Below are 25,859 nucleotides of genomic sequence, written 5' to 3'. Positions count from 1 at the left end.
CCTTTTCGGGCAGCCAGAGCGTGACGGTTCGCGCTTCACCGAATACAGATGCTTATGCTTGGGAACATAAGCAAACCCTGTACGCGCCGAGACGACAGGGGGCAGCGGTGCTGTTCTGCTGGGAGGCTCTGCGTTTCTCAGGCTGCGAGGTGAAGCTGGCGCAGCCCGGAGAGCCGGTGCGCCCCTTGCCAAACAGCAATGTCCGAACGCTGTTCTGGACTGCGGATGGCCGGTATCTGCTGGGCGGCGGCTTTAACACTCTGCGTCTGTGGAATCTTGCGGGCGACGTACGAACCAGGGTGGTCGAATCAGGCAGCAGATATGGGGAACCGCCTCTGGCGCTGTCCATGCAGGGCAAAGCGCTGTGCGTTCGCTCGTCACGCAGCGCCAGTCTCTACGCCCTGCCCAGCCTGAGCCAGCTGTCCAGAAGCTGTGAGTAATGGAGTGGACTGGGTGTCTATTCGCCCTTCTGGCCTGTTAAACGCCACAATGCCCCTATGGAACAGCGGGCGTTTGGCGACACGGGGCTGCGGGTCAGTGTGCTGGGGCTGGGGGCGGGACAGGTCGGCTCAGAGCACCTGAGCGAAGATGAGGCCGGCACCCTGCTCAACCGCGCCATTGACCGGGGCATCACGCTGGTGGACACGGCGCGCGGCTACGGCCTGAGTGAGGAGCGCATCGGGCGTCACCTCTCGTACCGCCGTCACGACTACATTCTGAGCAGCAAAGGCGGCTACGGGGCCGAGGGCGCCGAAGACTGGACGCCGCAGTCCATCCGCCTGGGCATTGAGCAGGCCCTGACCCGGCTGCGCTGCGACTGGATTGATATTTTTCACCTCCACTCCTGCCCGGCCGACGTGCTGCGCCGCGAGGACCTGCTGATGGCGCTGGACGAGGCGCGCTCGGCCGGCCTGATTCGCGTAGCGGCCTACAGCGGCGAGAACGAGGCGCTGGCCGGCGCTATCAGTTCAGGCCGCTTTGGCAGCGTGGAGACCAGCGTGAATCTGGCCGACCAGTTCAGCCGCCGCCAGTTGCTGAGCGGCGCTAATGAGCGCGGCCTGGGCGTGATCGCCAAGCGGCCTATCGCCAACGCGGCATGGCGCTTTGAGACGCGCCCGGTAGGCGACTACGCCGAAACCTACTGGGAGCGGCTGCGGGTGCTGAATTTGAATGCGGTCCGCGAGGCCGTCGGGCTGGACTGGACTGCCTTTGCCCTGCGGTTTACCGCGTTTGCACCGGGTGTGCACAGCGCCATCGTGGGCACGGCAAACATTGACAACCTGGAGCGGAATATCCGGCTGATCGAGGACGGGCCCCTGCCGCTGGACGCCCTGACCCACATTGAAGCGGCTTGGGTGGAGCACGGCCTGACCTGGGGCGGCGAAGTCTAACCTCAAGTGCTGCAACGTGGGCCGGGACCGCCTGCTAGCCTCTGCCTTATGGTGCGTGCTCTGCTGGCTGTTTCTCTGCTGCTGCTTCCCTCTGTCGCCTTTGCCGGCGGCAGCCAAAACGCTCAGCCGCGTGTGGTGGCGCCATTTGGTGCGCCGCGTGTGCTGGCGGCCAACTCGCCCGTCAAGCCCGGGCAGACTTGGATTCTGGGTGGCACCACCGCCAGCGGTCAGAAAATTAGCCGTGAGATTGTCTTGGGTCCTCAGGCGCCGACTTGGAATGTTGATGGCTGGGCCTTTGAATCAGAAATTGACATTTTGGGCTATCACCCTGTGGACAACACGCTGTATGTCACAGACTTGAGTGGAATGGTAACGGGTGACTACATGACACTTTGCATGGGTTTCTTGGAAGCTGGCATAGGGCGGGGGGCACTGCTTACCGGCTCTGTAGACGAAATGAGAAGCCAACTGGCACAGCTCGATAATTTCCCTGACCCCAAAAGCGCCAGTGAGGCGCTGGCCACCATGCGCGCCGCTGGCCTGAACGTGGGCACCTGCACCCTGACGCTGAAGAAGTAACGCGCCTCATCCATGCCGCCGCTGCTGATCTGGGATTTTGACGGCACGCTGGCGCACCGCCCTGGGCTGTGGAGTGGGGCGCTGCTGGACGTTCTGGACCAGCAGCGGCCTGGACATGGGGTGACGCTGGAAGCCCTGCGGCCTGGGCTGGCCCAGGGGTTTCGCTGGCACCGTCCAGAGCAGGCCCACCCCCGGCAGACTCACCCGGACGCTTGGTGGGCCGAACTCGACCATGTCTTCCTCGCTGCCTACAGAGGGGCCGGAGTGGCCGCGGCAGACGCGGCCGCGTTGGTGCCGCTGATGCGGGCCGCTTACCTGGCCCCAGCGGCGTGGCGGCTCTATCCCGAGACGCTGCCGGTATTGCGCGTCCTGCAGAGCAGAGGGTGGCGCCACGTGGTCCTGAGCAATCATGTGCCGGAACTGGAGCAGGTGCTGGACGCGCTGGGGCTGACGCCTCTACTGGACACGGTCTACACGTCGGCGGCGCTGGGGTGGGAAAAACCTCATCCCGAAGCCTTCCGGGCGGTCTTGCGGGCGCATCCAGAGGCCGCGCCGGTCTGGATGATTGGCGACAGCCTGACGGCCGATGTGCAGGGGGCGGGTGGCGTGGGGCTGCCCGCCATTCTGGTTCGTTCGGGTGAGCAGTCGCCTCACGTCAGTGCCGATCTATGGGGCGTGCTTCGGCTGGTGGGGACTCCAGATGTGTCAGCAAGGCCCTAATGGCCGGCCAGCTGAACACCACCTCGCGCACGAGATGGTCGCCGTACGTTTGGGTCAGGACATTGCCCAGCTGCCCACCTAAGCGCTCGTACCAGGCGCGCGAGGTATGGGCTTCCAGTGTGGAGAGGCCCACGCTCTGTGCTCCTTTGGCTTGCAACGCCAGCAGCGCCGCGCGCAGGAGGGCCGTCCCGTACCCCCGACCCCGCGAGGCCGCTCGCACATGCAGGGCCATGATCTCGGCGTCCGTGCCGTGAAAGGGGTGCCGGCGGGCCAGGACATAGCCGGCCACCTCCTCGCCCTCGTGCGCGACCAGCAGCATGTCGTCTGGGTGCTGGGCCAGCCACGCTTGCCAGTCGCTGGTCTGCTCCTCAACCGTGACCCCATCCCAGAACCCGGGCGGAAAGAAGGGGGCGTAGTCGTGGTGGTAGTTGCCGACCTGCACGGCGGCCACGCCAGGGGCGTCCGCCGCCTGGAAAGGCACGATGGTTGGAGGAGTGGTCACGCTCTCATGGAACCACCCGGCCACCGGGCGCACATCCGCCAGATGACCGGGTGAGTGGCCCTACCTAGCGCCGACCCTTCCTTCTGACTTTCTGCCCCGGCACCGTGGCCTGCTGAAATTCCTTGCCCTGCAACTTGGCCTCGATGGCGCGAATCTGGTCGCGGAGGCTGGCGGCGCGCTCAAAGTCGAGGTCTTCACTGGCCTGCCACATATCCAGTTCCAGGTCGGTGAGCTGGGCGCTGAGGCTGTCGCGGTCGTCGCCCACCGTGGCCGAGCTGATCTCGCCGGGCTGCTCCTCGCCGCGAATCACGTCGCGCACGCCCTTGATAACGGTGGTGGGCGTGATGCCGTGTTCCTCGTTGAAGGCCACCTGCTTTTCACGGCGCCGGGCGGTCTCTTCCATCGCAAACTGCATGGCGGGGGTCACCGTGTCGCCGTACAGAATGACCTCGCCGTTCACGTTGCGCGCGGCGCGGCCGATGGTCTGAATCAGGGCGCGTTCAGACCGCAGGAAGCCGGGCTTGTCGGCGTCCAGAATGGCGACCAGCGAGACTTCCGGCAGGTCCAGCCCCTCGCGCAGCAGGTTGATGCCCACCAGCACGTCGTAGTGGCCCAGGCGCAGGTCGCGGATGATGACCTGCCGCTCCACGCTGTCAATGTCGCTGTGCATGTAGCGCGCCTTCACGCCTTTTTCCAGCAGGTATTCCGTGAGGTCCTCGGACATGCGCTTGGTCAGGGTGGTGACCAGGGTGCGCTCGCCGGCCTTCGTGCGCTCGCGGACGCGGCCCAGCAGATCTTCGATCTGGCCCTGGATGGGCCGCACGGTGACAGGCGGGTCAATCAGGCCGGTGGGCCGGATGATCTGATCGGCAATGCTGTCGCTGTGCTCGCGCTCAAAGGGACCTGGCGTGGCCGACACGAACACCGTTTGCCCGGTCTTGTCCATGAACTCCTGAAAGTTCAGTGGGCGGTTGTCCATCGCGGACGGCAGGCGGAAGCCGTAGTCCACCAGCGTCTGCTTGCGCGCGCGGTCGCCGTTCGCCATGCCGCCAATCTGCGGCACCGTGACGTGCGACTCGTCAATAAACGTGATGAAGTCGTCCGGGAAGTAGTCCAGCATGGTGTACGGCGTGGCCCCGGTCACGCGCCCATCAATGTGCCGCGAGTAGTTCTCGATGCCCGAGCAGTAGCCCAGCACCTTGAGCATCTCCAGATCGTAGAGGGTGCGCTCTTTGAGGCGCTGCGCTTCCAGCAATTTGCCGGTGGATTTGAAATATTCCAGCCGCTCATCCAGTTCCTGCTGGATGGTGACGATGGCCCGCTCGATGTTGCCCGCGCTGCTCACGTAATGCTTGGCGGGGTAGACGACGGTGGCGTCCAGTTCGGCCAGGCGGTCCCCCGTCAGCGGGTGCACCACGCTGATACGCTCGATGTCGTCGCCCCAGAGTTCCACGCGCAGCGGCTGCTCATCGTAGGCGGGCCAGACTTCAATCATCTCGCCCTTGGCCCGGAAGCGCCCCGGCATCAGTTCCACGTCATTGCGCTCGTACTGCATGTTGACCAGGCGACCCAGTAGCTCGTCGCGGGGCATCTGGCCGCCCTTTTTCAGAACCGCATTCAGCGCGGTGTATTCCTTGGGGTCGCCCAGGCCGTAGATACATGACACCGACGCCACCACAATCGTGTCGCGCCGGGTCAGCAGGCTGCGGGTGGTGGAGTGGCGCAGACGCTCGATCTCCTGGTTGATGCTGGCGTCTTTCTCGATGAACAGGTCTTTGCCGGGCACGTACGCTTCGGGCTGGTAGTAATCATAGTAGGAGATGAAGAATTCCACGGCGGCGTCCGGGAAGAACTCGCGGAACTCGGAGGCCAGCTGCGCGGTCAGAATCTTGTTCGGGGCCATGATCAAGGCGGGGCGCTGGGTTTCCTCAATGACTTTGGCGACGGAATAGGTGTTGTGAACGAACAGCCCGCCGCGTCCGGTCAGAAAGGTTTCAAAGCCGTCCACGCTGAAGTCGTACACGTAGGGCGTCTGTGGAGCGACCTGTTCCACCCCTTCAACCGGGGACCAGTGAACGTCGGCCAGACCCATAAACGCTGCGTCCTGAACGTTCAGTGCCCGGCACAGACGGCGAAAGAGGCCTGCGCTAGGGACACGGACGCCACGCTCAATGGCAGACACCATCGTTCGGGTGCAGTCGGCCGCCTGCGCCACATCTCGCTGCGAGAGGCCCGCCCGTTCTCGCTCGGCCAGCAGGCGTGGCCCGACGCCAGGGATCAGGTCCACATTGGTGTTGCCCTCGCCCGCCTGAGCCAAAATGCGGCGCAGCGCTTCACGTTTGCGCCCACTCAGGAAGCCCACTTCATCGGCGAAGGCGCGCAGGTTCTCCGCCCCCGAAATCGTGACCTTGTGGTAGGTGCCCACCGTGCCGTCGGGTCGGCGTTTTTGCACCTCACGCAGCCGCGCCCAGATGCCGAAGCGCAGCAGGGCCTCGGTTAGTTCCCCGGCCAGCGGCGCGCTGTTGGTCACCGCTGTAACCGCGCCGCTGTCCACGCCGCCGTCACCCTCGAAATAGGCCCGCAGGAGGCCCGCCAGAAAGGTATTTGGAAAGGCAGCAAAGTTGGGGGGCAAGTGTTTTTCACCCGAGCGCTCGCCCATCAGCCGGGCCAGCAGTTCGCGCCAGACTCGGCCCGACAGCACGAAGTCTCCGTCCTGACGGCGGAAGTGTCCGATTTCCAATTCGGCCAGAGCTGCCGTTAACTGCGCCTGTACGTCCGGGTCACGCACAGAGATGAGCGCGAAGCCCGGCGCGGCGTGCCCCTCGGCCACATACTGCCCGAACAGCAGGGCCAGGGCCGGACTTAGGGGCAGTTGCCCGGCCAACTGAGCAGAACGGGCTGAAATACGCGTCTGCTCTGCGACGGCCAGCCCTTGCCGAACAGCTGTCCTGGCCGCAGCAACACTCAGGCCACCGCCTCGCTTACCGTACCGAAGGGCGTGCAGCTTGCCGTCGGGTCGATCATGATGTGCCCTCACCAGGGTGCGCCAGGCGTCATCCTGTTCAGAGGTGTACGGCACCGCCACATGGAATGGGGTGCCGTCCAGCACGGCCAGCGTGTCCAGATGGTTCAGCGTGCCTCCTGGTTCAGGCACCCGCCGGGGAATGGGCAGCGCGTCGCCGGAGCGCACGTCGTCGCCGTGAATCAGGTGAACCTGACCGTCACGCAGCACCCAGACGCTGTGGTCGGCCGTCACGGTCACATCGCGTCCGCAGGCGGTGGTCAGGTGGTGCAGCGTTTCTGGCGATCCGTGGCGCGACAGAGCCGTGACCGTGCGCCAGGCCACCGCGCCACTACTCGCGTCCCAGGCCAGCACTTGCATGGGGTCTGGCGGCGGGAGTTCCAGTGAATCCTCGGCCTGAATGGGAGAGCCGAACAGCCCGTCAATTAACTCACCGATGGGGAGACGCTGTACCTGACCGGCAACCTGCACGGTGACGGGCTCGTGCCAGGCGACACTTTTGCCCGTGCCTGTCGCTCCCAGCAGCGTCTGGAAGCGCAGGCCCGACTCCAGGCCGTCCACCAATGAGCGGATGGCGGTGGGCTGGTCACCCGAGGGCGTAAAGCTGGATCTGACCTTGAGCATGAAACCTCCAGGAGAAGAAAGCAGGGGTGCGGCGTGAAGCGAACGAATCTCCCTATTTTACGCCCCGAACGTAAGTGGACGGTAAGCCGGATGACTCATGCAGGCTTGAGAGATGGCAGCAGATGCACGTCATTTGACGCAGGTGGAAGAGGGGGTGGGCCGCTACAGTGAAAGGCCGGTGCCCTGCACCTGAAAGAAGGCTTCCATGACCCAGATTCCCCTGCCTGAACTTGCCCTGGTCGCCCTGGTCGGCGCCTCATCGTCGGGCAAAAGTACCTTTGCCGCGCAGCACTTCGGCCCCTCTGAAGTCCTGAGCAGCGACCACTTTCGCGCGCTCGTCAGCGGCAGCGAACACACGCTGGACGCCAACGCGGCGGCCTTCGACAGCCTGTTTTATGTGGCGGCCAAGCGGCTGGAACGCGGCCTGCTGACCGTCATTGACGCGACCTCGGTGCGCCCGGACGACCGCCGCCGCCTGGTGGACCTGGCCCGCGCGCACGATGTGCTGCCGGTGGCGATTGTGCTGGACCTGCCCAGAGGTGTGCTGGAAGCCCGACACGAGGCGCGCGGAGACCGGCCCTTCAACGCCGCCGTCATTGGCCGCCAGCAGACCGAACTGCGCCGCACGCTGCGCGGGATGGGAAAAGAAGGCTTTCGCCACGTCTGGACACTGAGAACGTCTGAAGATGTAGAAGCAGCCCAGGTGACCCGCGTGCCGCTCTACACCAACAAGAAGCACCTACATGGCCCCTTCGATTTCATTGGCGACGTGCATGGCTGCCTGGCCGAACTGCGCGAGTTGCTGATGGAGCTAGGCTATGTGCTGGACGAGAATCAGGTCACGCCTCCGCCCGGTCGCACCGCCGTTTTTGTGGGCGACCTGGTAGACCGGGGCCCAGACAGCGCGGGCGTGCTGCGGCTGGTCATGGGGATGGTCGCCAGTGGCGCCGCCCTGTGCGTGCCCGGCAACCACGACGAGAAACTGAAGCGCGCCCTGGACGGCAAGGCGGTCAAGGCGCTGCACGGTCTGGACGCCACGCTGGCACAGTTGGACGAGGCCGGCCCTGAAGTTCGCGCGCAGGTGCGGACGTTCATTGACGGCCTGGTCAGTCATCTGGTGCTGGACGACGGGAAGGTTGTGGTGGCCCACGCGGGCCTGCCCGAGAAGTATCAGGGCCGCAGCAGTGGCCGGGTCCGCAGTTTCGCCCTATACGGCGACGTGGACGGCAGCACCGACGACCTGGGGTTACCGGTGCGGCGCGACTGGGCTGCCGAATACCGGGGCGCGGCGCATGTGGTGTACGGCCACACGCCCGTCGGGCAGGCCCGCTGGGTCAACCGCACGATTGACATTGATACGGGTTGTGCCTTCGGCGGCGCGCTGACGGCCCTGCGCTACCCGGAGATGGAGCTGGTGAGCGTGCCCGCCCACGCCCAGTACGCGGTGCCCGCCCGGCCGTTGGAGATGATGCAGGAACCGGGTGGCGAAACCTTTGACCTGGCCGAGTTCTTGCAACCGGGGCGCATTGAGACGCGCAGCTTCGGCGGCGTGCTGCTGCGGGCCGGAGAGCGGGCGGCGGCCGTCGAAACCTTCAGCCGCTACGGTGTGGACCCAGGATGGTGCCTGTACCTGCCCCCCACCATGAGCCCGGTGGAAACGAGCGCCCGGCCGGAATTCTTGGAACACCCTGATGAGGCGTTGGCGTACTTCCGGGGTCAGGGCGTCGCGCAGGTCGTGTGCGAGGAGAAACACATGGGCAGCCGCGCCCTGCTGGTGCTGACCCGCGACGACGCGGTGGCGCGGCAGCGCTTCGGTGTGGAGGGGCTGGGCAGCATCTATACCCGCACGGGCCGGCCCTTTTTCAAGCCGGCCTGGGAAGCCGACGTGCTGACCCGCGCCCGCGAGGCCGCGACCCACGCCGGCCTGTGGGACCGCCTGAACACCGACTGGCTGCTGCTGGACGCCGAAATCTTGCCCTGGAGCCTGAAGGCCGAGGAGCTGATCAAGGCGCAGTACGCGGCCGTGGGGGCGGCGGGGAATGCGACCCTGCCCGCGGCGGTTCAGGCCCTGAAGGCCGCTCAGGCGCGCGGCGTGGCTGTGGGCGAGTGGCTCCCCCGCACCCAGGAGCGCGCCGCCGACTTAGCACTGTACCGAGGGGCGTACCGCGCCTACGTGCGCCGTGTTGCTGGCCCGCAGAATGTGCAGATTCGGCCGTTTCACCTGCTGGCTTCGGAGGGGCAGGTGCATGACGGCCAGGACCACCTGTGGCACCTGACCACGCTGGGCGCCCTGGCCGATGCCGACGCCACGCTGTTTGGCCGCACCGCCCACCGTTCGGTGATGCTGGGCACCCCCGATGAGGCCGAGGCGGCGGCGTGGTGGCATGAACTGACCGCACAGGGCAGCGAAGGCATGGTCGTCAAACCACTGGCCTTTCGGCCAGAGCAGCGTCAGGGCCAGCCTGCCGTGAAGGTGCGTGGCCGCGAATACCTCCGCATCATCTACGGCCCGGAATACACACGCCCTGAACACCTGGCCCGCCTGAAAGCCCGCGCGCTGGGTGCCAAGCGGGCGCGGGCCACGCGCGAATTTCACCTGGGTCTGGAAGGCCTGCACCGCTTCACCGAACATGCGGCGACTGGCCGGGTTCATGAATGCGTGCTGGGCGTTCTGGCGCTGGAAAGCAACCCGATTGACGTGAGGCTCTGATGCTCCTGACCATCACCACCACCCATGCCCCTGCCACCGACCTGGGCTTCCTGCTTATGAAGCACCCGGAGCGCGTGCTGGAGCGCCCTCTCCCGTTTGGCAAGTCGCTGGTGTTTTACCCCGAGGCCAAGGCTGAACGCACCACCGCCGCCCTCCTTGTAGAAGTGGACCCAGTGGCCCTATCGCGCGCTCCGGCGGGCGGCGAGGCCGGCACCCTGGAACCATATGTGAACGACCGCCCGTATGCCTCGGGCAGTTTTCTGGCGGTGGCTCTGCGTGACGCTTTCGGCACCGCCATGACCGGCCAGAGCCGCGACCGTCCCGACCTGGCTGCCACACCGCTGCCGCTGATCCTGGAACTGCCGTGTGTGGCGGCGCGGGGCCAGCCCGACCTGCCCGCGCGCCTCTTTGAACCCCTGGGCTATGAGGTCGAGGTGACGCCTCTTCCCCTGGACCCCCAGTTTCCCGAATGGGGCGAGCGGCCCTATGTCCAGCTGACCCTGCGTGGCACGGTGCGCGTGGCCGAGGCGCTGCGCCACCTGTATGTATTGCTGCCCGTGCTGGACGGGAAAAAGCATTACTTCATCAGTGACGATGAGGTGGAGAAACTGCTGCGCCACGGACAGGGCTGGCTGGAAGCGCACCCGGACCGCGACCTGATCACGGCACGCTACCTCCGCTTCCGGGGTCTGGTGACGCAGGCCAGGGCCCGGCTGACCGTGCCTGACGAACCTGGAACCGCCGAGCCTGGCCTGGCCGAGCCCCCGGAGAGTGGCGAATTGCCGCCCCCGCCCCGGCTGCACGACGAGCGCCTGGACGCCGTGGCGCGGCTGCTGGAACAAAGCGGCGCGCGCCGGGTACTGGACCTGGGCTGCGGCGAGGGCAAATTGCTGCGGCGTCTGCTGAAAGTGGGGCAGTTCCGCGAACTGGTGGGGGTGGACCTCAGCGCCCGCAGCCTGGAGATCGCGGCCGACAAACTGCACCTTCAAGAGCGGCCCGAACTGCGCGAGCGGGTCAAGTTGCTGCACGGGAGCCTGGCCTATCCCGATTCGCGCCTGAAGGGCTTTGACGCTGCCGCGTTGGTAGAGGTCATTGAACACCTGGAACCGCACCGGCTGGCCACCCTAACCCAGAACGTGCTGGGCTTTGCGCGCCCTGGCACGCTGGTCGTGACCACGCCCAACCGCGAGTACAACGCGACGTTCGAGGAGCCCCGGACCCTGCGGCACGCTGACCACCGCTTCGAATGGACGCGCGCCGAGTTTCAGACTTGGGCGCAGGCGGCGGCCGAGGGGTACGGCTACACGGTCGCCTTCCACGATCTGGGCGAGGTGCACCCGGAATACGGCCCGATTACGCAACTGGCGCTGTTCTCGCTCGCCCAGGCATAACTCTGAGTTCCTGACCAGCGGCCCAATGGCTGCCGAGTTTGCTCGGCCGGGTTGTGGCGCAGGGCCGTCCTCCGGCATCCTCAGACGCAGCCCCTAACAACACGGGTCCACCTGGGGGCGCAGGTAGGCCTGGGCCTGCGAGACCTCAAGCTGCCACAGGGTGGTGGCGGTGTAAGGCCGGAAGCCCAACTGCTCGTTGATTCGGCGCATGGCCGCGTTGCTGTCCGCGTTCTCGGTGCGGACAAAGTGGGCAGCCCCGTTGCGGTCCAGGGCCCGCTGCAACGCAGCAGCCTTGAGCCAGCGCCCTAGGCCGAGGCCCCGGGCCTCGGGGCGGACTCCCGTTTCTCCCTGCGTCAGGAGACTGGGCCGACCTGGGTGCCAGCTCAGCTCTGTAAACCCCACCAGGTGGCCGTCCGAGGTGCGGCGTCCTACCACAGTCACGCGCTGCCGGCCCGAGGCCTGAAAGTGGGCCTCGGCTTCACGGAATTGTGCTGGGGTCATGCGGCTGTTTTCCAGCGACAGGTCTCCGGTCGGCTGGTCATTCATCACCTGGGTCAGTTCCAGAAACGCAGTGAACTCTGGTCCTGGGACCAGGCCCTCCCACACCTCAAGGGTGTACCCCGCCGCACGGGTCTGCCCCTGCGTGGTCCAGTGCTCCAGTAGCCCAGGCTCCAGGGTGCGGAGGTTCAGCTGGTTGACCTGCGCGGTCAGGCCGGGCTGGGCGCCTGCCCGGCGCAGGGCAGCTTCACCCGCCGGCACCCGTCCGCTGCTGCTGGCCATGAGGAGACGTCGGCCGTCTAACTGTGCGGCTTCGACCACGCAGCGGAGTAGAGCGCGGCCCAGCCCCTGACGGCGGTAGGGGGTCAGGACGCCCAACTGGAACTGGGCCAGATGCCGGTTCTGATCCAAGTGCACCAGGGCGACGTTGGCTTCAGCCACCACGCGCGGACCGTCGCGGACCACCCAGGCGGGCAGGTCCACGAAAGGGGGAAGATGGCGCAGGGAAGCGGCCAGCTGAGCCGACAGGACGGGCGGATCGTCCGGCTGCCGCTCATGCAGTTGGCTGGTGTGAAACGCGGCGAGGGCGCCTAACAGCGCGTCTGGTGCCGTTCGGGCGTCGTAAGCCTCCAGGTGCAGCCCCGCAGGCAAAGACGGCTGAGACTCAGGTGTGGGATCGTCAAGGACTGTTCTGGACATGGGTTCTCCTCGGCGGGCCGGGTGGCTCGCCTGCTATTGAAGACAGACATTGTGTTTGCGGCGTTTCTGGAGTTCAGCTCTGCCAGATTTCGTCTGTTGCGCTGACACATCGGGCGAGCGCCGACCCGGTGCCAGCCAGGCCTGGAATCCGTCTCAGTCCTGATGCAGCTGGCCTGGAAAGGCCATGAGCACGAAGGTGGCCGGCCGGGCGTCGGCGGAGAGGTCGCTGCAGTCCATCCCGGTCAGGATGTGGTCCAGCGCGGCCTGGGCCTGCCGGTACTGCTCTGGGGTCATCCGGACCGCCCGCAGCCGCATGGCCGGGAGATAAGGTTCCTGGGGCGGCGGTTCAGCAGCCTGGCCGTGGGTGCTCAGGTTCACCAGCAGCGGTTCGGGCGGGTGCCGTGACTGCCAGTTCACAATGGCCTGAACATAGGCGGCGGTGAGTTCTTCCATGACCGGCCGGATCAGCGTGGAGGGGTCGTCCAGCCGAACCAGCGCGCGCGGAACGGAGAAGGTCTGGGCCGCCGCCTGATACAGCACCCGTTTGCCCTGATGCCCAGCCACGCAGAGCAGGCCGCAGCCCGCCAGTTTGCGGACATGGTAGGCGACGCGGTTGGCGGGTTCAGCCAGCGCGTGGGCGGCGCGGCTGGAGGTGCTGGGTTCCAGAAACTGTTCAAGAAGGCGAGCCCCATACGTGAAGTTCAGCAGTGCCTCCGCCTGGTCGGGGGAGGTGATCTGAAAGGGAGTGGCCTGGGGACCGGGCATGTCGGCATTGTGCACGGGCCTCTTTTCAATTGAAACCAGGTGTTTTGAAATTGACTGATCCGCTGGCCTGAAAGGTCTGGCTGTGCTCTGCGGATCGGCCGGCTGTCGGTGGCAGGGGCGAGACAGCCGGGGCCGTCATGAGCGGTTCGTTTATACACTGCTCCTCATGTCTGCTCGTCCCGCCGCACTTATTTTCATTCTCTTGACGGCCCTGATTGACATCATCGGCATTGGGCTGATCATCCCGGTGCTGCCTGGGCTGGTCAAAGAACTGGCGGGGTCTGAGGCTGCTGGCGCCCAGAGCATTGGCTGGCTCACGGCGGCCTACGCGGTCATGCAATTCGTCTTCGCGCCCATTCTGGGCAGCCTGAGTGACCGTTTTGGGCGGCGGCCAATCCTGCTGCTGTCGCTGGCGGGCATGGCGCTGGACTACGTGCTGCTGATCCTGGCGCCAAATCTGTGGTGGTTGCTGCTGGGCCGCGTGCTGGCGGGCGTTACCGGGGCCAGCCTGACGGTGGCCAACGCGTATATCGCCGACGTCTCGCCGCCCGAAAGCCGCGCCAAGAACTTTGGCCTGCTGGGGGCCACCTTTGGAGTGGGGTTCATTCTGGGGCCAGCGCTGGGCGGGTTTCTGGGCGAATACGGCCTGCGCGTACCGTTCATGGTGGCGGCGGGACTGACCGCCCTGAACCTGTTGTACGGCCTCTTCGTGTTGCCCGAATCGCTGCCGCCATCGGCCCGTGCTCAGGGTTTTCAGAAGCGCAATTTCAATCCGCTGCTGCCCCTAGGCGCCCTGATCGAGTACCCAGTTTTGCGCAGCCTCACCCTGGCGCTGGTGGTGCTGGGACTGGCGGCACAGGTCATCTTCAGCACCTGGGTGCTGTACACCGAAGGTGTGCTGCGCTGGTCGCCGGGCCAGAACGGGGTGGCGCTGGCGTTTTTTGGCCTGCTGACGGCGGCGGTTCAGGGCGGCCTGATCGGCCCTTTTATCGCCCGCTTTGGCGAGCGGCGAACCATCATGACTGGGGTGATAGCGTCCATTCTGGAATTTTTGGTGCTGGCGTTTGCGCGCACGGGGGCGGCCCTGTACGCCTCGCTGGTGGTGGGAGCGCTGGGCGGCCTGGCCAATCCGGCCCTTCAGGGCCTTATCTCACGGCAGGTCAGCGAAACCGAGCAGGGCCGGGTGCAGGGGGCCATTACCAGCCTGAACAGCCTGGTCGGCGTGGTGGGCCCCATCGTGGCGACGGCGGTGTACGCCTTCGGGTCCAGCCAGGGCTTTCCCGGCGCCGCGTTCCTCATGGGCGCGGTGCTGTCGGTGGTGGGGGCCGTGCTGATCCTGGGCGTATTGCGGGGGATACCTATGACCGGACCCGTTCAGAAAGAGGGGTAAGGGTTGTTGCCCCTACTCACTCTTTCAGCTCACCCTCTTCTTTGAGGGCTTCCCGAACCAGAGGCAGCAAGACTTGCTCCTGATAGTCATTTAGAGTCAGGCCGTAGACCCCCTGATGGGCCAGGTCCTTGGCTTGCAGGAGAGACAGATCAAACAACGACCGGAGGAGACGAATGAGCTCAACGACGCCCAAGCCCTGGGCGTTGGCCCACTGAGCGAGGTCTAAGAGGGATGCTCCCGAGGCCGCCAAGAGTTATCCGCGCTGCTGAACGTTCAAAGTTGCCCCCGAAGGCCTGAAAGTGCAGGAGCGGGTTCCGCTGGCGTTTCAGGAGGGATCAGCATCTTCACCTCTCAAGATCTCCTCCGCCACACCCAGAAATGCCCGTACCACCGGGCTTTTTCCGTCCTCACGCCGCCATACAGCCACGATGTCCACCAGCGGCGCGTCTTCCACCGGGCGGTAGACCACGCCAGGCAGGCTCAATCGGCTGAAAAACTCAATGGGTAGGAAGACGCCCACGCCCGCCGCGACCAGCGACAGCAGCGTGGGCACCTCAATCGCCTCCTGCACCACATGAGGCGTGAACCCGGCCCCGGCGCACCAGCGCATGACCTGATCGAAGTACGCGGCGCGGATCTGACGGGGAAAAAAGACGAACGGCTCGTCGCGCAGGTCGCTGATTTTTAGGCGGCGCTTGCGGGCCAGTGGGTGCGCGGCGGGCAGGGCGGCCACCAGCGGCTGCCGCCACAGCGCGCGCGAGTCCAGGCCGGGGTCGCGCACCGGCAGCAGCATCAGGCCCACGTCAATCTGATCGCCGCGCAGGGCCGCTTCCTGCTCCTGGGCCGTCAATTCGCGCAGGTCCACGCTGACATTCGGGAAGAGGTCGCGAAAGCGCCGCACGATTTCCGGCAGGCCCCCGAACGCCAACCCCGAGACAAAGCCAATCGCCAGTCGCCCCACCTCGCCCCGCGCCGCCCGCCGCGCCCGTTCCACGGTTTGGCCGGCTAGCGCCAGCGTTTCGCGCGCGCCAGCCAGAAACTCCTGTCCGGCAGGGGTCAGCTGGACCCGGCGCGTGGTGCGCAGGACCAGCGGCACGCCCACCTCGTCTTCCAGGTTGCGGATGGAATTGCTGAGCGCCTGCTGCACCACAAACACGCGCTCGGCCGCCCGCCCGAAGTGTTCTTCCTCGGCCAGAGCGACGAAATGGCGCAGGTGGCGCAGTTCCATACCTGCCAGCCTAGCGCGGGGTGCGGCTCAGGCCCGCTCAAGCGTCGCGTACAAGTTCAGCCACGTCTGGAACGGCTCGGGCACCCAGGTCACGAAAGGCCGGGAAAAGGCCGCCGTCTGAAGGGGGAGGGCCCGCCGCGCCACCTCATCGGCCACCTGCGCCACCAGAGGCTCGAAGGCCAGCGCCTTTTCGTCCTCCTGGCGCAGCAGGGTCAGGCCCGTCCAGCGCTCTATCTGCCGGAAATCCGGCTCATTGATGCGGTACAGGTCCTCGTACAGGATGGTCTCGGTCGCGGTCGGCCCATCCGGGGTTTGCCGGGCGAAATACTGCACTGGGGGGTAGCAGTCGCGGTCCACCATGTTGACCCGGGCGCCGCAGCGTTCGCACTCGAAGCCTCCAACATGTCCGTAGCGGCTGCCGTTGTAGAGCAGGGGCGTGCGGCTGGTGTGCTGACAGGCCGGGCAATACCGCAGGATGGGCCCCTGGGTCATCATGACGGATGGCTTCCGGGTGCGCACCGAGTGGTACAGCGTGACCATGCCGCCCAGCATGGCCCACCCACATGAGGGAGGCCTTGCCGGAGCATTCACACGCCGGAATGGTCAATCCGACTCACTGATCCTGTTGGAAGTGGACAAAGGCGCGGCCTATGCTGAAGGTCATGACACAATCGCCCCCCAACCGCCCTCCGCGTGCGGGCCTCAGTGCGCCGGAGCGCCAGCAGCTTAACAGCGTGGAAACGCAGGAGTGGCTGGACTCGCTGGCCTACGTGTTCGCCAACGCGGGGGATAACCGCGCGGCCGAGCTGCTGGAAGAACTCGACCACTACGCTTATTTTCACGGCGCGCCGATTACCTTCAAGCAGAACACGCCGTATATCAACACCATTGATGTGGACCAGCAGCCCGAGTACCCCGGCAACGTGGAGCTGGAGCGCAAAATCCGCAACATCATCCGCTGGAACGCGGTCGTCATGGTCATCAAGGCCAACAAGAAGAGTGACGGCATCGGCGGGCACCTGAGCACCTACGCCTCGGCGGCCGAACTGCTGGAGGTGGGCTTCAACCACTTCTTCCGGGGCCACGGGGCCGGGCAAGACCGCGACCTCGTGTTTTACCAGGGCCACGCCTCGCCCGGTGTGTACGCCCGCTCGTTCCTGGAAGGCCGCTGGGACGAGGGCCGCATGAACCGCTTTCGCCGCGAGCTGAGCAAGGAGGGCGAGGGGCTCTCCAGTTACCCCCACCCCTGGCTGATGCCCGACTACTGGGAATTTCCCACCGTCAGCATGGGCCTGGGCCCTATTCAGGCCATCTACCAGGCGCGCTACATCAAGTACCTGGAAAACCGGGGCCTGAAGCCCAAGGGTGACGCCAAGGTCTGGGCTTTCCTGGGCGACGGCGAGATGGACGAGCCGCAGAGCATCGGGGCCATCCGCTTTGCCTCCTATGAAAACCTGGACAATCTGATTTTCGTGCTGAACGCCAACCTTCAGCGCCTGGACGGCCCAGTGCGCGCCAACTCCAAGGTCATTCAGGAGTTTGAGGCGCTGTTCAGAGGCGCGGGCTGGAATGTCATCAAGGTCATCTGGGACAGCAAGTGGGACGAACTGCTGCAAAAGGACTACAACGGCGACATCGTCAAGCGCTTCGAGCTGCTGGTGGACGGCGAATCCCAGCGCTACGCGGCCTTCGGGGGCAAGGAACTGCGCGAGAAGTTCTTCAATACCCCTGAACTGAAGGCCCTGATCGAAGGCTGGAGCGACGCCGACCTGGAACTGCTCAACCGGGGCGGGCACGATGTCCGCAAGATCTACGCCGCCTATAAGGCTGCCGTGGAGCACAAGGGCAGCCCCACCATCATCATTCCGCGAACCGTCAAGGGCTACGGCCTGGGCGAGAGCGCGCAGGCCCGCAACGTGGCCCACCAGGTCAAGAAGCTGGACTTTTCCACCCTGAAGAATTTGCGCGACCTGCTGGAACTACCGCTGACCGACGATCAGGTCGAGCACATGGAGTACTACCACCCCAGCCCGGACAGCCCGGAAGTGAAGTACGCCCTGGACCGCCGCGCCGCGCTGGGCGGCCCCGTGCCGGCCCGCAAGGTGGAGTACCCGCACCCCACGATTCCCAACGGCGAGTTCTACGAGGAATTTGCCAAGGGCAGCGGCGACCGCCAGGTCAGCACGACCATGGCCGCCGTGCAGATCATCTCCAAGCTGCTGCGCGACAAGGAAATTGGCAAGCTGATCGTGCCCATCGTGCCCGACGAGGCCCGCACCTTCGGCATGGACGCCCTGGTGCCCCGCATCGGGATTTACAGTCCACGCGGTCAGACCTATACGCCCGTGGACAGTGGTTCCTTAATGGCCTACAAGGAAAGCGTGGACGGCCAGATGCTGGAAGAAGGCATCACGGAAGACGGCGCGATGGCCTCCTGGATTGCAGCGGGGACGGCCTACGCCAACCACGGCGTGCCCACCATTCCTTTCTTCGTGCTGTACTCCATGTTCGGCATGCAGCGCGTGGGCGACCTCGTGTGGGCCGCCGCCGACCAGCGCGCGCGCGGCTTCATCCTGGGCGCCACGGCTGGGCGCACCACTCTGGCGGGCGAGGGCCTGCAGCACCAGGACGGCAACAGCCACCTCCAGGCATATGTGGTGCCCAACCTCAAAACCTACGATCCTGCCTTCGCCTACGAGCTGGCCGTCATCATTGAGCACGGCATTCAGCGCATGTATGTGGACGGTCTGGACGAGTTTTACTATGTCACGATTGACAACGAGAACGAAGTGCAGCCTGCCATGCCCAGTGACGGCCGCACGCACGAGGAAATCCGAGAGGGTATCGTGCGCGGGCTGTACCGCTACCAGAAGTCGGGCAATCCCAAGGCCAAGCTGCGCGCGCAACTGCTGGCCGGTGGCCCCGCGATGGGCGCGGCCCAGGAAGCCGTGACCCTGCTGGAAGGCTACGGTGTGGCCGCCGACCTGTGGTCCGTCACCAGTTACAAGGAACTGCACCAGGACGCCCTGCTGACCCAGCGCCACAACATGCTGCACCCCACGCAGGAGCCCCGCGTGTCCTACGTGGCTTCGCAACTGAGCAAGGACAATGCCCCCGGCGTCCTGATCTCGGTGAGCGACTACGTGAAGCTGGGTGCCGACGGCCTGAACGGCCATCTGGACCGCAAGCTGTGGACCCTGGGCACCGACGGCTTTGGCCGCAGCGAGGCGAGAAGCGAACTCCGCGATTTCTTCGAGGTGGACGCCAAGCACGTGGTTCTGGCGACCCTATACGCCCTGCAACGCGACGGCAAGGTGAAGGGTGACGTGGTGGCGAAAGCCATTGCTGACTTCGGCATTGACCCTGAACGCGACGCACCCGTGCTGCGCTGAGTGCACCGTCAAGGGCGGAAGTGTCTTCAACGCTTTCACCCTTGGCCTCCTTCGACTCTTAGCCCCTCACAAGGAGTCCCAACATGGCGACAGAACTGAAACTCCCCGATGTGGGCGACAATATTGAACAGGGCACCGTGGTCACAGTGCTGGTCAAACCAGGCGATACCGTTACAGCCGGGCAGCCGATCATTGAAATCGAAACCGACAAGGCCGTTATTGAGGTCCCTGCCGAGAGCGGCGGCACTGTCGAGTCGGTGGGCGTCAATGTGGGCGACACCGTGCAAGTGGGCGGTGTGATTGCCACCCTGGGCGGTGGTGCGAATGGTGGCGCAGATGCGAACGCCGGGCAGACCCCTGCCCCCGGCACCCCCTCCGCCGAGCCGGACGCCCCGGCCACCGCCAGCGATCCCGGCACCGCCAACCGTGTGGCTGCCGCCCAGCAGGACAGCCAGAAAGAGCAGGCGGGCGGGCCAAGCCAGCCCACTGCCAGCACCCCGGCTCCAGCGGCCTCGGCCCCAACGAGCGGCGCTCAAATCACCCTGCCGGACGTGGGCGACAACATCGAGCAGGGCACCGTGGTCAGCGTGCTTGTCAAACCTGGCGACGAGGTCAAGGAAGGCCAGCCGGTCATTGAGATTGAAACTGACAAGGCCGTGGTCGAAGTGCCAGCCAATGCGGGCGGCACGGTGCAGAGCGTCGGCGTGAACGTGGGCGACACCGTGAAGGTGGGCGGCGTCATTGCCACCTTGAGCGGGAGGAATGCCGCACCAGCGGCCACGCCCGTCCCTCAACCAGCGGCCACCGCGCAACCGCAGCAAGCTCAAGCGGTGCCTCAGGCTGCTGGCGCTCCGGCAGCGCAGGCTGCCACTCCCACTCAGTCCGGTACCCAGAATCCGCAGACCTTTGACGGCCGTGCGGTCGTGGCTGCTGCCCCCAGCGTGCGCCGCCTGGCGCGCGAAATCGGTGTGGACATCCACGCTGTCCACGGCACCGGCATTGCAGGCCGCATCAGCGAAGAGGACGTGCGCCGCACGGCGGGCACGCCCAGCGCACCGGCTGCGGTGGCTGCCCCGACTTCAGCCGCTCAGTCTGCCTCGGCCCCCGCTGTAGCCGCCGCGCCGCTGCCCGACTTTGCCAAGTGGGGCCGCGTCACCCGCGAGGACATGAGCGGCATCCGCAGAGCCACCGTCCGTTCCATGACGGCCAGCACGCTGATTCCGATGGTCACGCACTTCGACAAGGCCGACGTGACCCTGATGGAGGAGACCCGCAAACGCTTCGGCGCGAGGGTGGAAAAGGCGGGCGGCAAGCTCACCATGACCCACATCCTGATGAAGGTCGTGGCGAACGCCCTGCGCAAGTTTCCCAAGTTCGGCGCCAGCCTGGACCTGGAGAACAACCAGGTTATCTTCAAGGACTATGTGAACATCGGCGTGGCCGTGGATACGCCGGTGGGTCTGCTGGTGCCCGTCGTCAAGGACGCCGACCGCAAGAGCATCACCGACCTCGTGCTGGAACTGTCGGAACTGGCAGGCCGCGCCCGGGACCGCAAACTGAAGCCCGACGAGATGCAGGGGGCGACCTTCACGATTTCCAACCTGGGCGGCATTGGCGGGCACGCCTTCACGCCGATTGTGAACAGCCCCGAGGTCGCCATTCTGGGCGTGTCGCGCGGCGGCCTGGAGCCGGTGTGGAACAAGGAAACGGGCACCTTTGAGCCGCGCAACATGCTGCCCCTGAGCCTGACCTACGACCACCGCCTGATTGACGGGGCCGACGCCGCCCGCTTCGTGCGCTTTATCGCGGAGAGCCTCGAAGATCCCTTCCTGATTAGCCTATAAAGACAGAGGATGCCGCACGCCCCCGCCCCAGTGGTGGGGGCGTTCACTTTCGCTTGCGCCTGCCCACGCCCTGCACTACCTTGCCGCCGTGAAACGTTTCCTTCTGGCTGTCCCGCTGTTGCTCGCTGCCTGTGCTCCGGCCTACACCGGCCCAGCGCCTGCTGCTAATGAAGTCATTGTCGAAGCGGTGTCTCCAGTCAACCTGGGGTCCCAACTGAGCCCAGAGCGGGAGGCAGGCGTCAGCAGCTTCGCGCAGATTTCGGCCATGCTCATTGTTCAGTCTCAGTACAACACGGGTTTGCCTGGGGGCTACGACGGTTTCACCTTCCCCGAGGGCAGCGACAGCATGAAGATTCTCAGCGCGAAAGAAGCGCCCATTCACGTTCAGGTGCAGTGGCGCGCGACCAACCCCACCAGCAACAACACGGTGGATGTGTTGTGGGAATCCAGACCGCTGGGCGGCAAGCTGGTCAGTGTCAAGGTCAAGGCCACCGCGTCGGACGCCAGTGTGAATACTCAGCAAATTGAAACCCGGCTGCTGGACCGCTTCCTGTCGGCCACTGGGATTCGCCTGGTGGCTCGGGGCAAATAAGCGCTCCTGCGCCATGTGGCGGGGGCCTCTGCTGGCCCAGATGACGGATGCTGCCCGCTTGATTGCCCTCTACAGTCAACGCGGAGGTTGTATGCAGAAGATTCTGAGCCTGTACGCGCGTAATTACGACACCGACCGCTTGGTCCGGGATGAAGTGGTGCCCGGCGCCGAGTGGGTGCTGACCGGGGAAGGCCAGGCCACCCGCAAATGGGACGGCACGAGTTGTCTGGTGCAGAGCGGCCGTTTGTACCGGCGCTACGACGCCAAAAAAGGCCGCACACCGCCCGCTGATTTTGAACCCGCGCAGGAGCCTGACCCCTTGACCGGCCATCATCCCGGCTGGGTGCCAGTGGGAGAGGGGCCCGACGATGCCCACCACTGCGAGGCCTGGGCGGCGGCTGACAGGGCGCTGCCAGACGGTACCTATGAACTCATTGGGCCAAAGGTGCAGGGTAACCCTGAAGGCACGATCAGTCACCAGCTGATTCGGCATGGAGAAGCGGTACTGGACGACGCGCCACGCGACTTTGCCGCCCTGCGCGCCTACCTGGAGGCCCGCCCAGAGATGGAAGGGCTTGTGTGGCACCACCCGGATGGCCGCATGGTCAAACTCAAGCGCAAAGACTTTTTCAGCAGCCGTCGCCGCTAATGGTCCAGGCCGCGCGCCGCCTGCTGTCCTGGGGCGTGCGGCTTTCTCTGGCCAGTAATTCCCGCGCACGATTCCGGTAGAGCTGCGGCGCTGCGGACGGCGACAATACCGCCATGTCCCTGCCCTACTCGCGCGACTTCATGCTGAGCCGGATGTTTGCGGCCGACGCGGCGTTTGACGGGCTGTTCTATACCGGCGTGACCAGCACTGGCATCTACTGCCTGCCGTCGTGCCGGGCGCGCAAGCCCCAGGCACAGAACGTGGCCTTTCACGCCACCACCGCGCAGGCCCGCGCCGCCGGTCTGCGGGCCTGTCGCCGCTGTCAGCCCGACGCCTTTCAGGCTGGGGTGCCTGTCGAGGAAGCGCAGCTGATGGTGGCCCTGGCCGGGGTCTGCGTGGCCGAAGTGCCCACGGTTCGCGCCCTGGGCCAGCAGTTGCAGGTGGGCCGCAGCGCGCTGCACCGACTGTTTCGGGACCATCTGCACACCAGCCCCGGAGAGTGGCTGGCCCGCCAGCGGGTGCAGGCGGCCGCCGACGCGCTCCTGCGTGCCCCAGAGAGCTCGGCCGCCGAGGTCGCCTTCGCGGTGGGGTACGGCAGCCTCTCGGCATTTGGCGCGCAGTTCCGGCGGGTCATGGGCGTGTCGCCGCAGGTCTTCCGACAGGGCGCCGGGCGGGGCGGCTGGACTGTACGGCTGCCAGTCGGATTTCCGGTCCCGGCCCTCTTGCGCGACCTGGCCCGCGACCCCCTCAGCCTCACGCAGCAGGTCAGGGGCCACGAGGTTACGGCCGGCTGGCGGCTGCCATCTGGGCCTCGGCGGGTCACCTTGACCTTTGGGTCGGGCACCGTCACGGTGCAGGTGGCCTCCGCTTTGACCGCCCCCGACGCACTGGCGCTGCATCACTTGACCATGCGCGCTCTGGGGCTGACCGGCGAAGCACTCGCGGCCCCTTTGAATCCATCTCCGGTCCAACCTGAGCGGGCACCCCCCTTTGGGCGTGGGCTCCGGGTACCGCTGGTGCCCGACCTCTTTGACGGGCTGATCTGGGCGGTGGCCGGGCAGCAGGTGACGTTCGCCTGCGCCTGTGCGCTGCGGCGGCGCCTGGTGGCCCGCTGCGGCGCCGCGCTGGGTGACGGGCTGTTCGCCCCGCCGGCGCCAGAGGACGTGGCCCGCCTCTCCGTCAACGACCTCCGGGCGCTGGGCCTGACCGGTGCGCGGGCCGCGGCGCTGAGCCGACTGGCCGGGCAGGTGGCCTGCGGTGAACTGGACCTGCCAGGCCTGGCAGCCGGCCCGGTGGGCGCGGCCCGCCGCCGTCTGCTGGCGGTGCCGGGCGTCGGCCCCTGGACGGCCGAGTATGTGCTGCTGCGCGTGCTGGGCTTTGCCGACATTGTGCCTGCTGGGGACGCGGCGCTGGCGGCGGCCCTTCAGCGGTATTTCGCCCTGCCCGCCCGGCCAGATGCCGCGCAGGTCAGCGAGTTGCTGGCGCCTTTCGCCCCGCAGCGCAGCCTGGCCACCTTTCAGTTCTGGCACCACGTTCACCCCAGAGGAGCTCCCCATGACCACTGACCCTGCCGCCACCTTCCGCGCCCTGCACGAGTCGGGGTTCATCCTGCCCAACGCCTGGGACGCCGTCAGTGCCCGGCTGTTCCAGAAAGCCGGCTTTCCCGCTCTCGGCACCACCAGCGCGGGCCTAGCCTTCGCGCTGGGGCAGCCCGACGGTCAGCGGGCGGCGCGGGCTGACCTGCTCGTGGCGCTGGACCGCGTGGTGCGCGCTGTGCAGATTCCGGTCACGGCTGACCTGGAAGCGGGGTACGGCCCCCGACCCGCCGAGGTGGCCGACACGGTGAGGGCCGCGCTGGGCCTCGGTGTGGTGGGGCTGAACCTCGAAGACGCCACAGGTAATCCGGCGCAGCCTCTTTTTACCGTAGAGGCGCAGGTTCAGCGCCTGGCCGCTGCCCGCCAGGCCGCCGAAGCCGAGGGGGTGCCGGCGTATCTAAATGCCCGCACCGACACCTATCTCACGGCGGTTGGGGCGTGCTCCGCCGAGCGTCTGGCCGAGACCGTTCGCCGGGGCCGGGCCTACCTGGCGGCCGGCGCCGACAGCCTCTTTGTGCCGGGCGTGACTGATACAGAGACGGTGCGGGCGCTGCGGGTCGGCATCGGCGGGCCTCTGAGTGTGATGATGAGCCCTGGTGGCCCCAGCGCCCACCAGTTGCTGGCCGCAGGCGCGTGCCGGGTCAGCGTGGGGCCAGGCCTGCTGCTGGCGGCGCTGGGCCACGTTGGGCAGCTCGCGCGTGACCTGCGCGGCGGCACCTTTGACCCGCCGCAGCCCCTGCCCTTTGCCGAGGTCCAGGGCTGGTTCAGTCCAGGCCCATAACCTGCTGGAAGTCGGCCGGGCTGGTGTACAGGTGCGCCTGCCAGCCGGCCGCCTGTGCGGCCTGAACGTTCTGTTCGCTGTCATCCCAGAACACAATCTGCGTGGGGGCGACGTTCAGGCGGCGGGTCACCTCGGCGTAGTAGGCAGGGTCGGGCTTGCGGTGTCCCACGGCGTAACTGGCGTGGTGGCCGTCCACCACCTCGCCCAGCCCCACCACATCCAGCAGATGTGCAGTGCGCCAAGCCTCCTGGTTGGTCGCCAGAAAGGTGCGCCAGCCTCGCATGCGCAGCGCCCGCACCAGGGGCAGCAGGTCGGGGTTGGGGTGGTGTTCGCTGGCCAGCCACTCGGCCAGAAAGTCGCCGGGGGTCTGGTCACGGCCCAGGGCCTTCAGGAACGCGGGCAGATGGTCTTTCAGGTCGCTCTGGCCGGTGCTGGCCGACACGAAGGCCGTCTGAAAAAAGTCCCTGGTCTGCTGGGGATGCTCACGCAGCAGCCTGGCCCCAAACCATTCGGGCGGCGTCACGAGAACGCCGTCTACATCCAGCAGCAGGACATGGGTCTCCGGATTCATGTGGGGCAGGATACGGCGCTTGTTGGGGCCAGGGGCGTCACACTGGGCAAATGCTGCCTGAGGTTGTCTGATGATGAACGTCCTGAATATTGACGTGCCGTCTGCCCTGGTCAGTCACTGGCGGGCCTGGCTGGTGCCGGCCCAGCAGCCCTTTTTTCTGACGGAAGGGGAGACGCAGACGCTGGGCCTCGGCAGTGTGCCCAGAGATGATGCGGCGCTCACGCCTGAACTGCGCGATACCTTCACCCTCTGGTCGGTGCGGCCAGCAGCCAAACGGGTGGTCTGGCTGAGCCCCGCGCAGTGGGCGGCGCTGCCAGCCCGGGTGCGCCGCGACCTCTTGCGGGCGCAGGTGCGGCACGGGCGGGGCAACGTGCCCCTGGGGCGCCAGTACCGCGACCTGCGGCCCGGTCTGCCCGTGGGCCGGTTTCTCTGGCTGCGCGAGGACCTGACGGCCGAGGTCCTGACGCGGCTGGTGGCGCAGGACGCCGCCCCCTGTCAGCGGGCACGCGTCCCGGAGGTGGTGTGGCACGCAGCGGAGGACCAGTTACCGGGCGCCCGCGCTCTGGCGGGCACGTTTCCGGCGGGCAGCGCTGGCAACTGCTTCGGGACCGTGATGGGTGCGGCTGGTGTACCCGGCGCCGCCCACACCTGGGTGCAGCGGGAGCCCTTTGAGGCGTTTCTGGCCGCCCGCACCCGCCGGGGTGGCCAGGACGATCAACCCGGCACCCTGCTGATCTGGCGCAGCCGCGACGGCCTGGCGCAGCATGCGGCCGTCACCCTGGGCGGCGGCTGGGCGCTGCAGAAGCCGGCCCAGACCTGGTGGACACCGCGCGTGGTGTTGCCAGTCGGTCAGCTCAGGCGCCACTCGCGCACGCGGGGCCAGCGCCTGACGCGGGCCACCCTCATCTGACCTAAG

Annotated in this window: 22 protein-coding genes; 14 read left to right on the top strand and 8 right to left on the bottom strand. The window is 66.5% G+C overall.

Annotated elements, in window-relative coordinates:
- Positions 1 to 149 precede the first annotated feature (149 nt).
- Genes GO986_RS03360 through GO986_RS03345 form a run of 4 tightly spaced genes read left to right on the top strand, consistent with a single transcriptional unit; the run spans position 150 to position 2,690 of the window.
- Positions 150 to 440 (top strand): hypothetical protein, encoded by a 291-nt coding sequence (locus GO986_RS03360; RefSeq protein ID WP_157457829.1) that lies wholly within the window; start codon positions 150 to 152, stop codon positions 438 to 440.
- A 57-nt stretch (positions 441 to 497) separates the two neighbouring features.
- Complete coding sequence (locus tag GO986_RS03355; protein WP_157457827.1) at positions 498 to 1,391, top strand: aldo/keto reductase; 894 nt, start codon at positions 498 to 500, stop codon at positions 1,389 to 1,391.
- Between the two features lie 48 nt (positions 1,392 to 1,439).
- Positions 1,440 to 1,970, top strand: a complete 531-nt coding sequence (locus GO986_RS03350; RefSeq protein WP_157457825.1) for a hypothetical protein — start codon at positions 1,440 to 1,442, stop codon at positions 1,968 to 1,970.
- A 12-nt stretch (positions 1,971 to 1,982) separates the two neighbouring features.
- Positions 1,983 to 2,690, top strand: a complete 708-nt coding sequence (locus tag GO986_RS03345) for an HAD family hydrolase (RefSeq protein WP_157457823.1) — start codon at positions 1,983 to 1,985, stop codon at positions 2,688 to 2,690.
- Here the strand turns inward: GO986_RS03345 and GO986_RS23190 are convergent.
- Both GO986_RS23190 and uvrB read right to left on the bottom strand, forming a co-directional pair.
- Positions 2,626 to 3,192, bottom strand: a complete 567-nt coding sequence (locus tag GO986_RS23190) for a GNAT family N-acetyltransferase (RefSeq protein WP_198170377.1) — start codon at positions 3,190 to 3,192, stop codon at positions 2,626 to 2,628. The two genes, GO986_RS03345 and GO986_RS23190, sit on opposite strands and share 65 nt — an antisense overlap.
- A gap of 64 nt (positions 3,193 to 3,256) precedes the next feature.
- On the bottom strand, positions 3,257 to 6,838 hold the full coding sequence (gene uvrB / locus GO986_RS23565; RefSeq protein ID WP_439648691.1) for an excinuclease ABC subunit UvrB: 3,582 nt from the start codon (positions 6,836 to 6,838) through the stop codon (positions 3,257 to 3,259).
- Between the two features lie 205 nt (positions 6,839 to 7,043).
- On the opposite strand from uvrB, the gene GO986_RS03330 reads away from it, so the two are divergent.
- Both GO986_RS03330 and GO986_RS03325 read left to right on the top strand, forming a co-directional pair.
- A complete protein-coding gene (locus tag GO986_RS03330; RefSeq protein ID WP_157457820.1) occupies positions 7,044 to 9,548 on the top strand; it encodes a polynucleotide kinase-phosphatase in 2,505 nt (834 codons plus the stop codon).
- On the top strand, positions 9,548 to 10,939 hold the full coding sequence (locus tag GO986_RS03325; RefSeq protein WP_157457818.1) for a 3' terminal RNA ribose 2'-O-methyltransferase Hen1: 1,392 nt from the start codon (positions 9,548 to 9,550) through the stop codon (positions 10,937 to 10,939). The genes GO986_RS03330 and GO986_RS03325 overlap by 1 nt, the downstream gene beginning before the upstream one ends.
- A gap of 93 nt (positions 10,940 to 11,032) precedes the next feature.
- Here the strand turns inward: GO986_RS03325 and GO986_RS03320 are convergent, their stop codons facing one another.
- Both GO986_RS03320 and GO986_RS03315 read right to left on the bottom strand, forming a co-directional pair.
- Complete coding sequence (locus tag GO986_RS03320) at positions 11,033 to 12,136, bottom strand: GNAT family N-acetyltransferase (RefSeq protein WP_157457816.1); 1,104 nt, start codon at positions 12,134 to 12,136, stop codon at positions 11,033 to 11,035.
- Positions 12,137 to 12,289: 153 nt separating this feature from the next.
- Positions 12,290 to 12,901: a hypothetical protein gene (locus GO986_RS03315; protein WP_157457814.1), complete on the bottom strand. Its 612-nt coding sequence runs from the start codon at positions 12,899 to 12,901 to the stop codon at positions 12,290 to 12,292.
- A gap of 166 nt (positions 12,902 to 13,067) precedes the next feature.
- Here GO986_RS03315 and GO986_RS03310 point away from each other — a divergent pair, with 166 nt between their 5' ends.
- A complete protein-coding gene (locus tag GO986_RS03310) occupies positions 13,068 to 14,291 on the top strand; it encodes a TCR/Tet family MFS transporter (RefSeq protein ID WP_157457813.1) in 1,224 nt (407 codons plus the stop codon).
- Positions 14,292 to 14,307: 16 nt separating this feature from the next.
- On the opposite strand, the gene GO986_RS03305 is transcribed toward GO986_RS03310, so the two are convergent.
- The 3 genes from GO986_RS03305 to GO986_RS03295 form a co-directional block, all read right to left on the bottom strand.
- A complete protein-coding gene (locus GO986_RS03305) occupies positions 14,308 to 14,448 on the bottom strand; it encodes a hypothetical protein (RefSeq protein ID WP_157457811.1) in 141 nt (46 codons plus the stop codon).
- A gap of 168 nt (positions 14,449 to 14,616) precedes the next feature.
- Positions 14,617 to 15,519 carry a LysR substrate-binding domain-containing protein gene (locus tag GO986_RS03300; protein ID WP_157457809.1) on the bottom strand — a complete coding sequence of 301 codons (903 nt, stop codon included), beginning with the start codon at positions 15,517 to 15,519 and terminating at the stop codon, positions 14,617 to 14,619.
- Positions 15,520 to 15,546: 27 nt separating this feature from the next.
- Positions 15,547 to 16,071: a hypothetical protein gene (locus GO986_RS03295; protein WP_157457807.1), complete on the bottom strand. Its 525-nt coding sequence runs from the start codon at positions 16,069 to 16,071 to the stop codon at positions 15,547 to 15,549.
- Positions 16,072 to 16,181: 110 nt separating this feature from the next.
- Here GO986_RS03295 and aceE point away from each other — a divergent pair, with 110 nt between their 5' ends.
- The 6 genes from aceE to GO986_RS03265 all read left to right on the top strand — a co-directional run bounded on the left by aceE (position 16,182) and on the right by GO986_RS03265 (position 24,372).
- Positions 16,182 to 18,911: a pyruvate dehydrogenase (acetyl-transferring), homodimeric type gene (gene aceE, locus GO986_RS03290; protein WP_157457805.1), complete on the top strand. Its 2,730-nt coding sequence runs from the start codon at positions 16,182 to 16,184 to the stop codon at positions 18,909 to 18,911.
- A gap of 83 nt (positions 18,912 to 18,994) precedes the next feature.
- On the top strand, positions 18,995 to 20,755 hold the full coding sequence (aceF, locus tag GO986_RS03285) for a dihydrolipoyllysine-residue acetyltransferase (protein WP_157457803.1): 1,761 nt from the start codon (positions 18,995 to 18,997) through the stop codon (positions 20,753 to 20,755).
- A gap of 88 nt (positions 20,756 to 20,843) precedes the next feature.
- The gene (locus GO986_RS03280; RefSeq protein ID WP_157457801.1) at positions 20,844 to 21,347 is read left to right on the top strand and encodes a hypothetical protein; all 504 of its coding nucleotides are present in this window, start codon (positions 20,844 to 20,846) and stop codon (positions 21,345 to 21,347) included.
- Between the two features lie 91 nt (positions 21,348 to 21,438).
- Complete coding sequence (locus GO986_RS03275) at positions 21,439 to 21,996, top strand: RNA ligase 1 family protein (RefSeq protein ID WP_157457799.1); 558 nt, start codon at positions 21,439 to 21,441, stop codon at positions 21,994 to 21,996.
- Positions 21,997 to 22,109: 113 nt separating this feature from the next.
- Positions 22,110 to 23,561 carry a DNA-3-methyladenine glycosylase 2 gene (locus GO986_RS03270; protein ID WP_157457797.1) on the top strand — a complete coding sequence of 484 codons (1,452 nt, stop codon included), beginning with the start codon at positions 22,110 to 22,112 and terminating at the stop codon, positions 23,559 to 23,561.
- Positions 23,551 to 24,372, top strand: a complete 822-nt coding sequence (locus GO986_RS03265; RefSeq protein WP_157457795.1) for an isocitrate lyase/PEP mutase family protein — start codon at positions 23,551 to 23,553, stop codon at positions 24,370 to 24,372. Before GO986_RS03270 ends, GO986_RS03265 begins: the two co-directional genes overlap by 11 nt.
- Here the strand turns inward: GO986_RS03265 and GO986_RS03260 are convergent.
- The gene (locus tag GO986_RS03260; RefSeq protein ID WP_157457793.1) at positions 24,356 to 24,943 is read right to left on the bottom strand and encodes an HAD-IA family hydrolase; all 588 of its coding nucleotides are present in this window, start codon (positions 24,941 to 24,943) and stop codon (positions 24,356 to 24,358) included. The genes GO986_RS03265 and GO986_RS03260 overlap by 17 nt on opposite strands.
- A gap of 70 nt (positions 24,944 to 25,013) precedes the next feature.
- Between GO986_RS03260 and GO986_RS03255 the strand changes: the two genes are divergently transcribed.
- Positions 25,014 to 25,853, top strand: a complete 840-nt coding sequence (locus GO986_RS03255) for a hypothetical protein (protein WP_232337381.1) — start codon at positions 25,014 to 25,016, stop codon at positions 25,851 to 25,853.
- Positions 25,854 to 25,859 lie beyond the last annotated feature (6 nt).

The sequence above is a fragment of the Deinococcus arboris genome, assembly GCF_009755355.1.
Lineage (GTDB): Bacteria > Deinococcota > Deinococci > Deinococcales > Deinococcaceae > Deinococcus > Deinococcus betulae.
The sequence above is the reverse complement of the archived record's forward strand: the minus strand, read 5'-3'. Positions and strand labels throughout refer to the sequence as shown.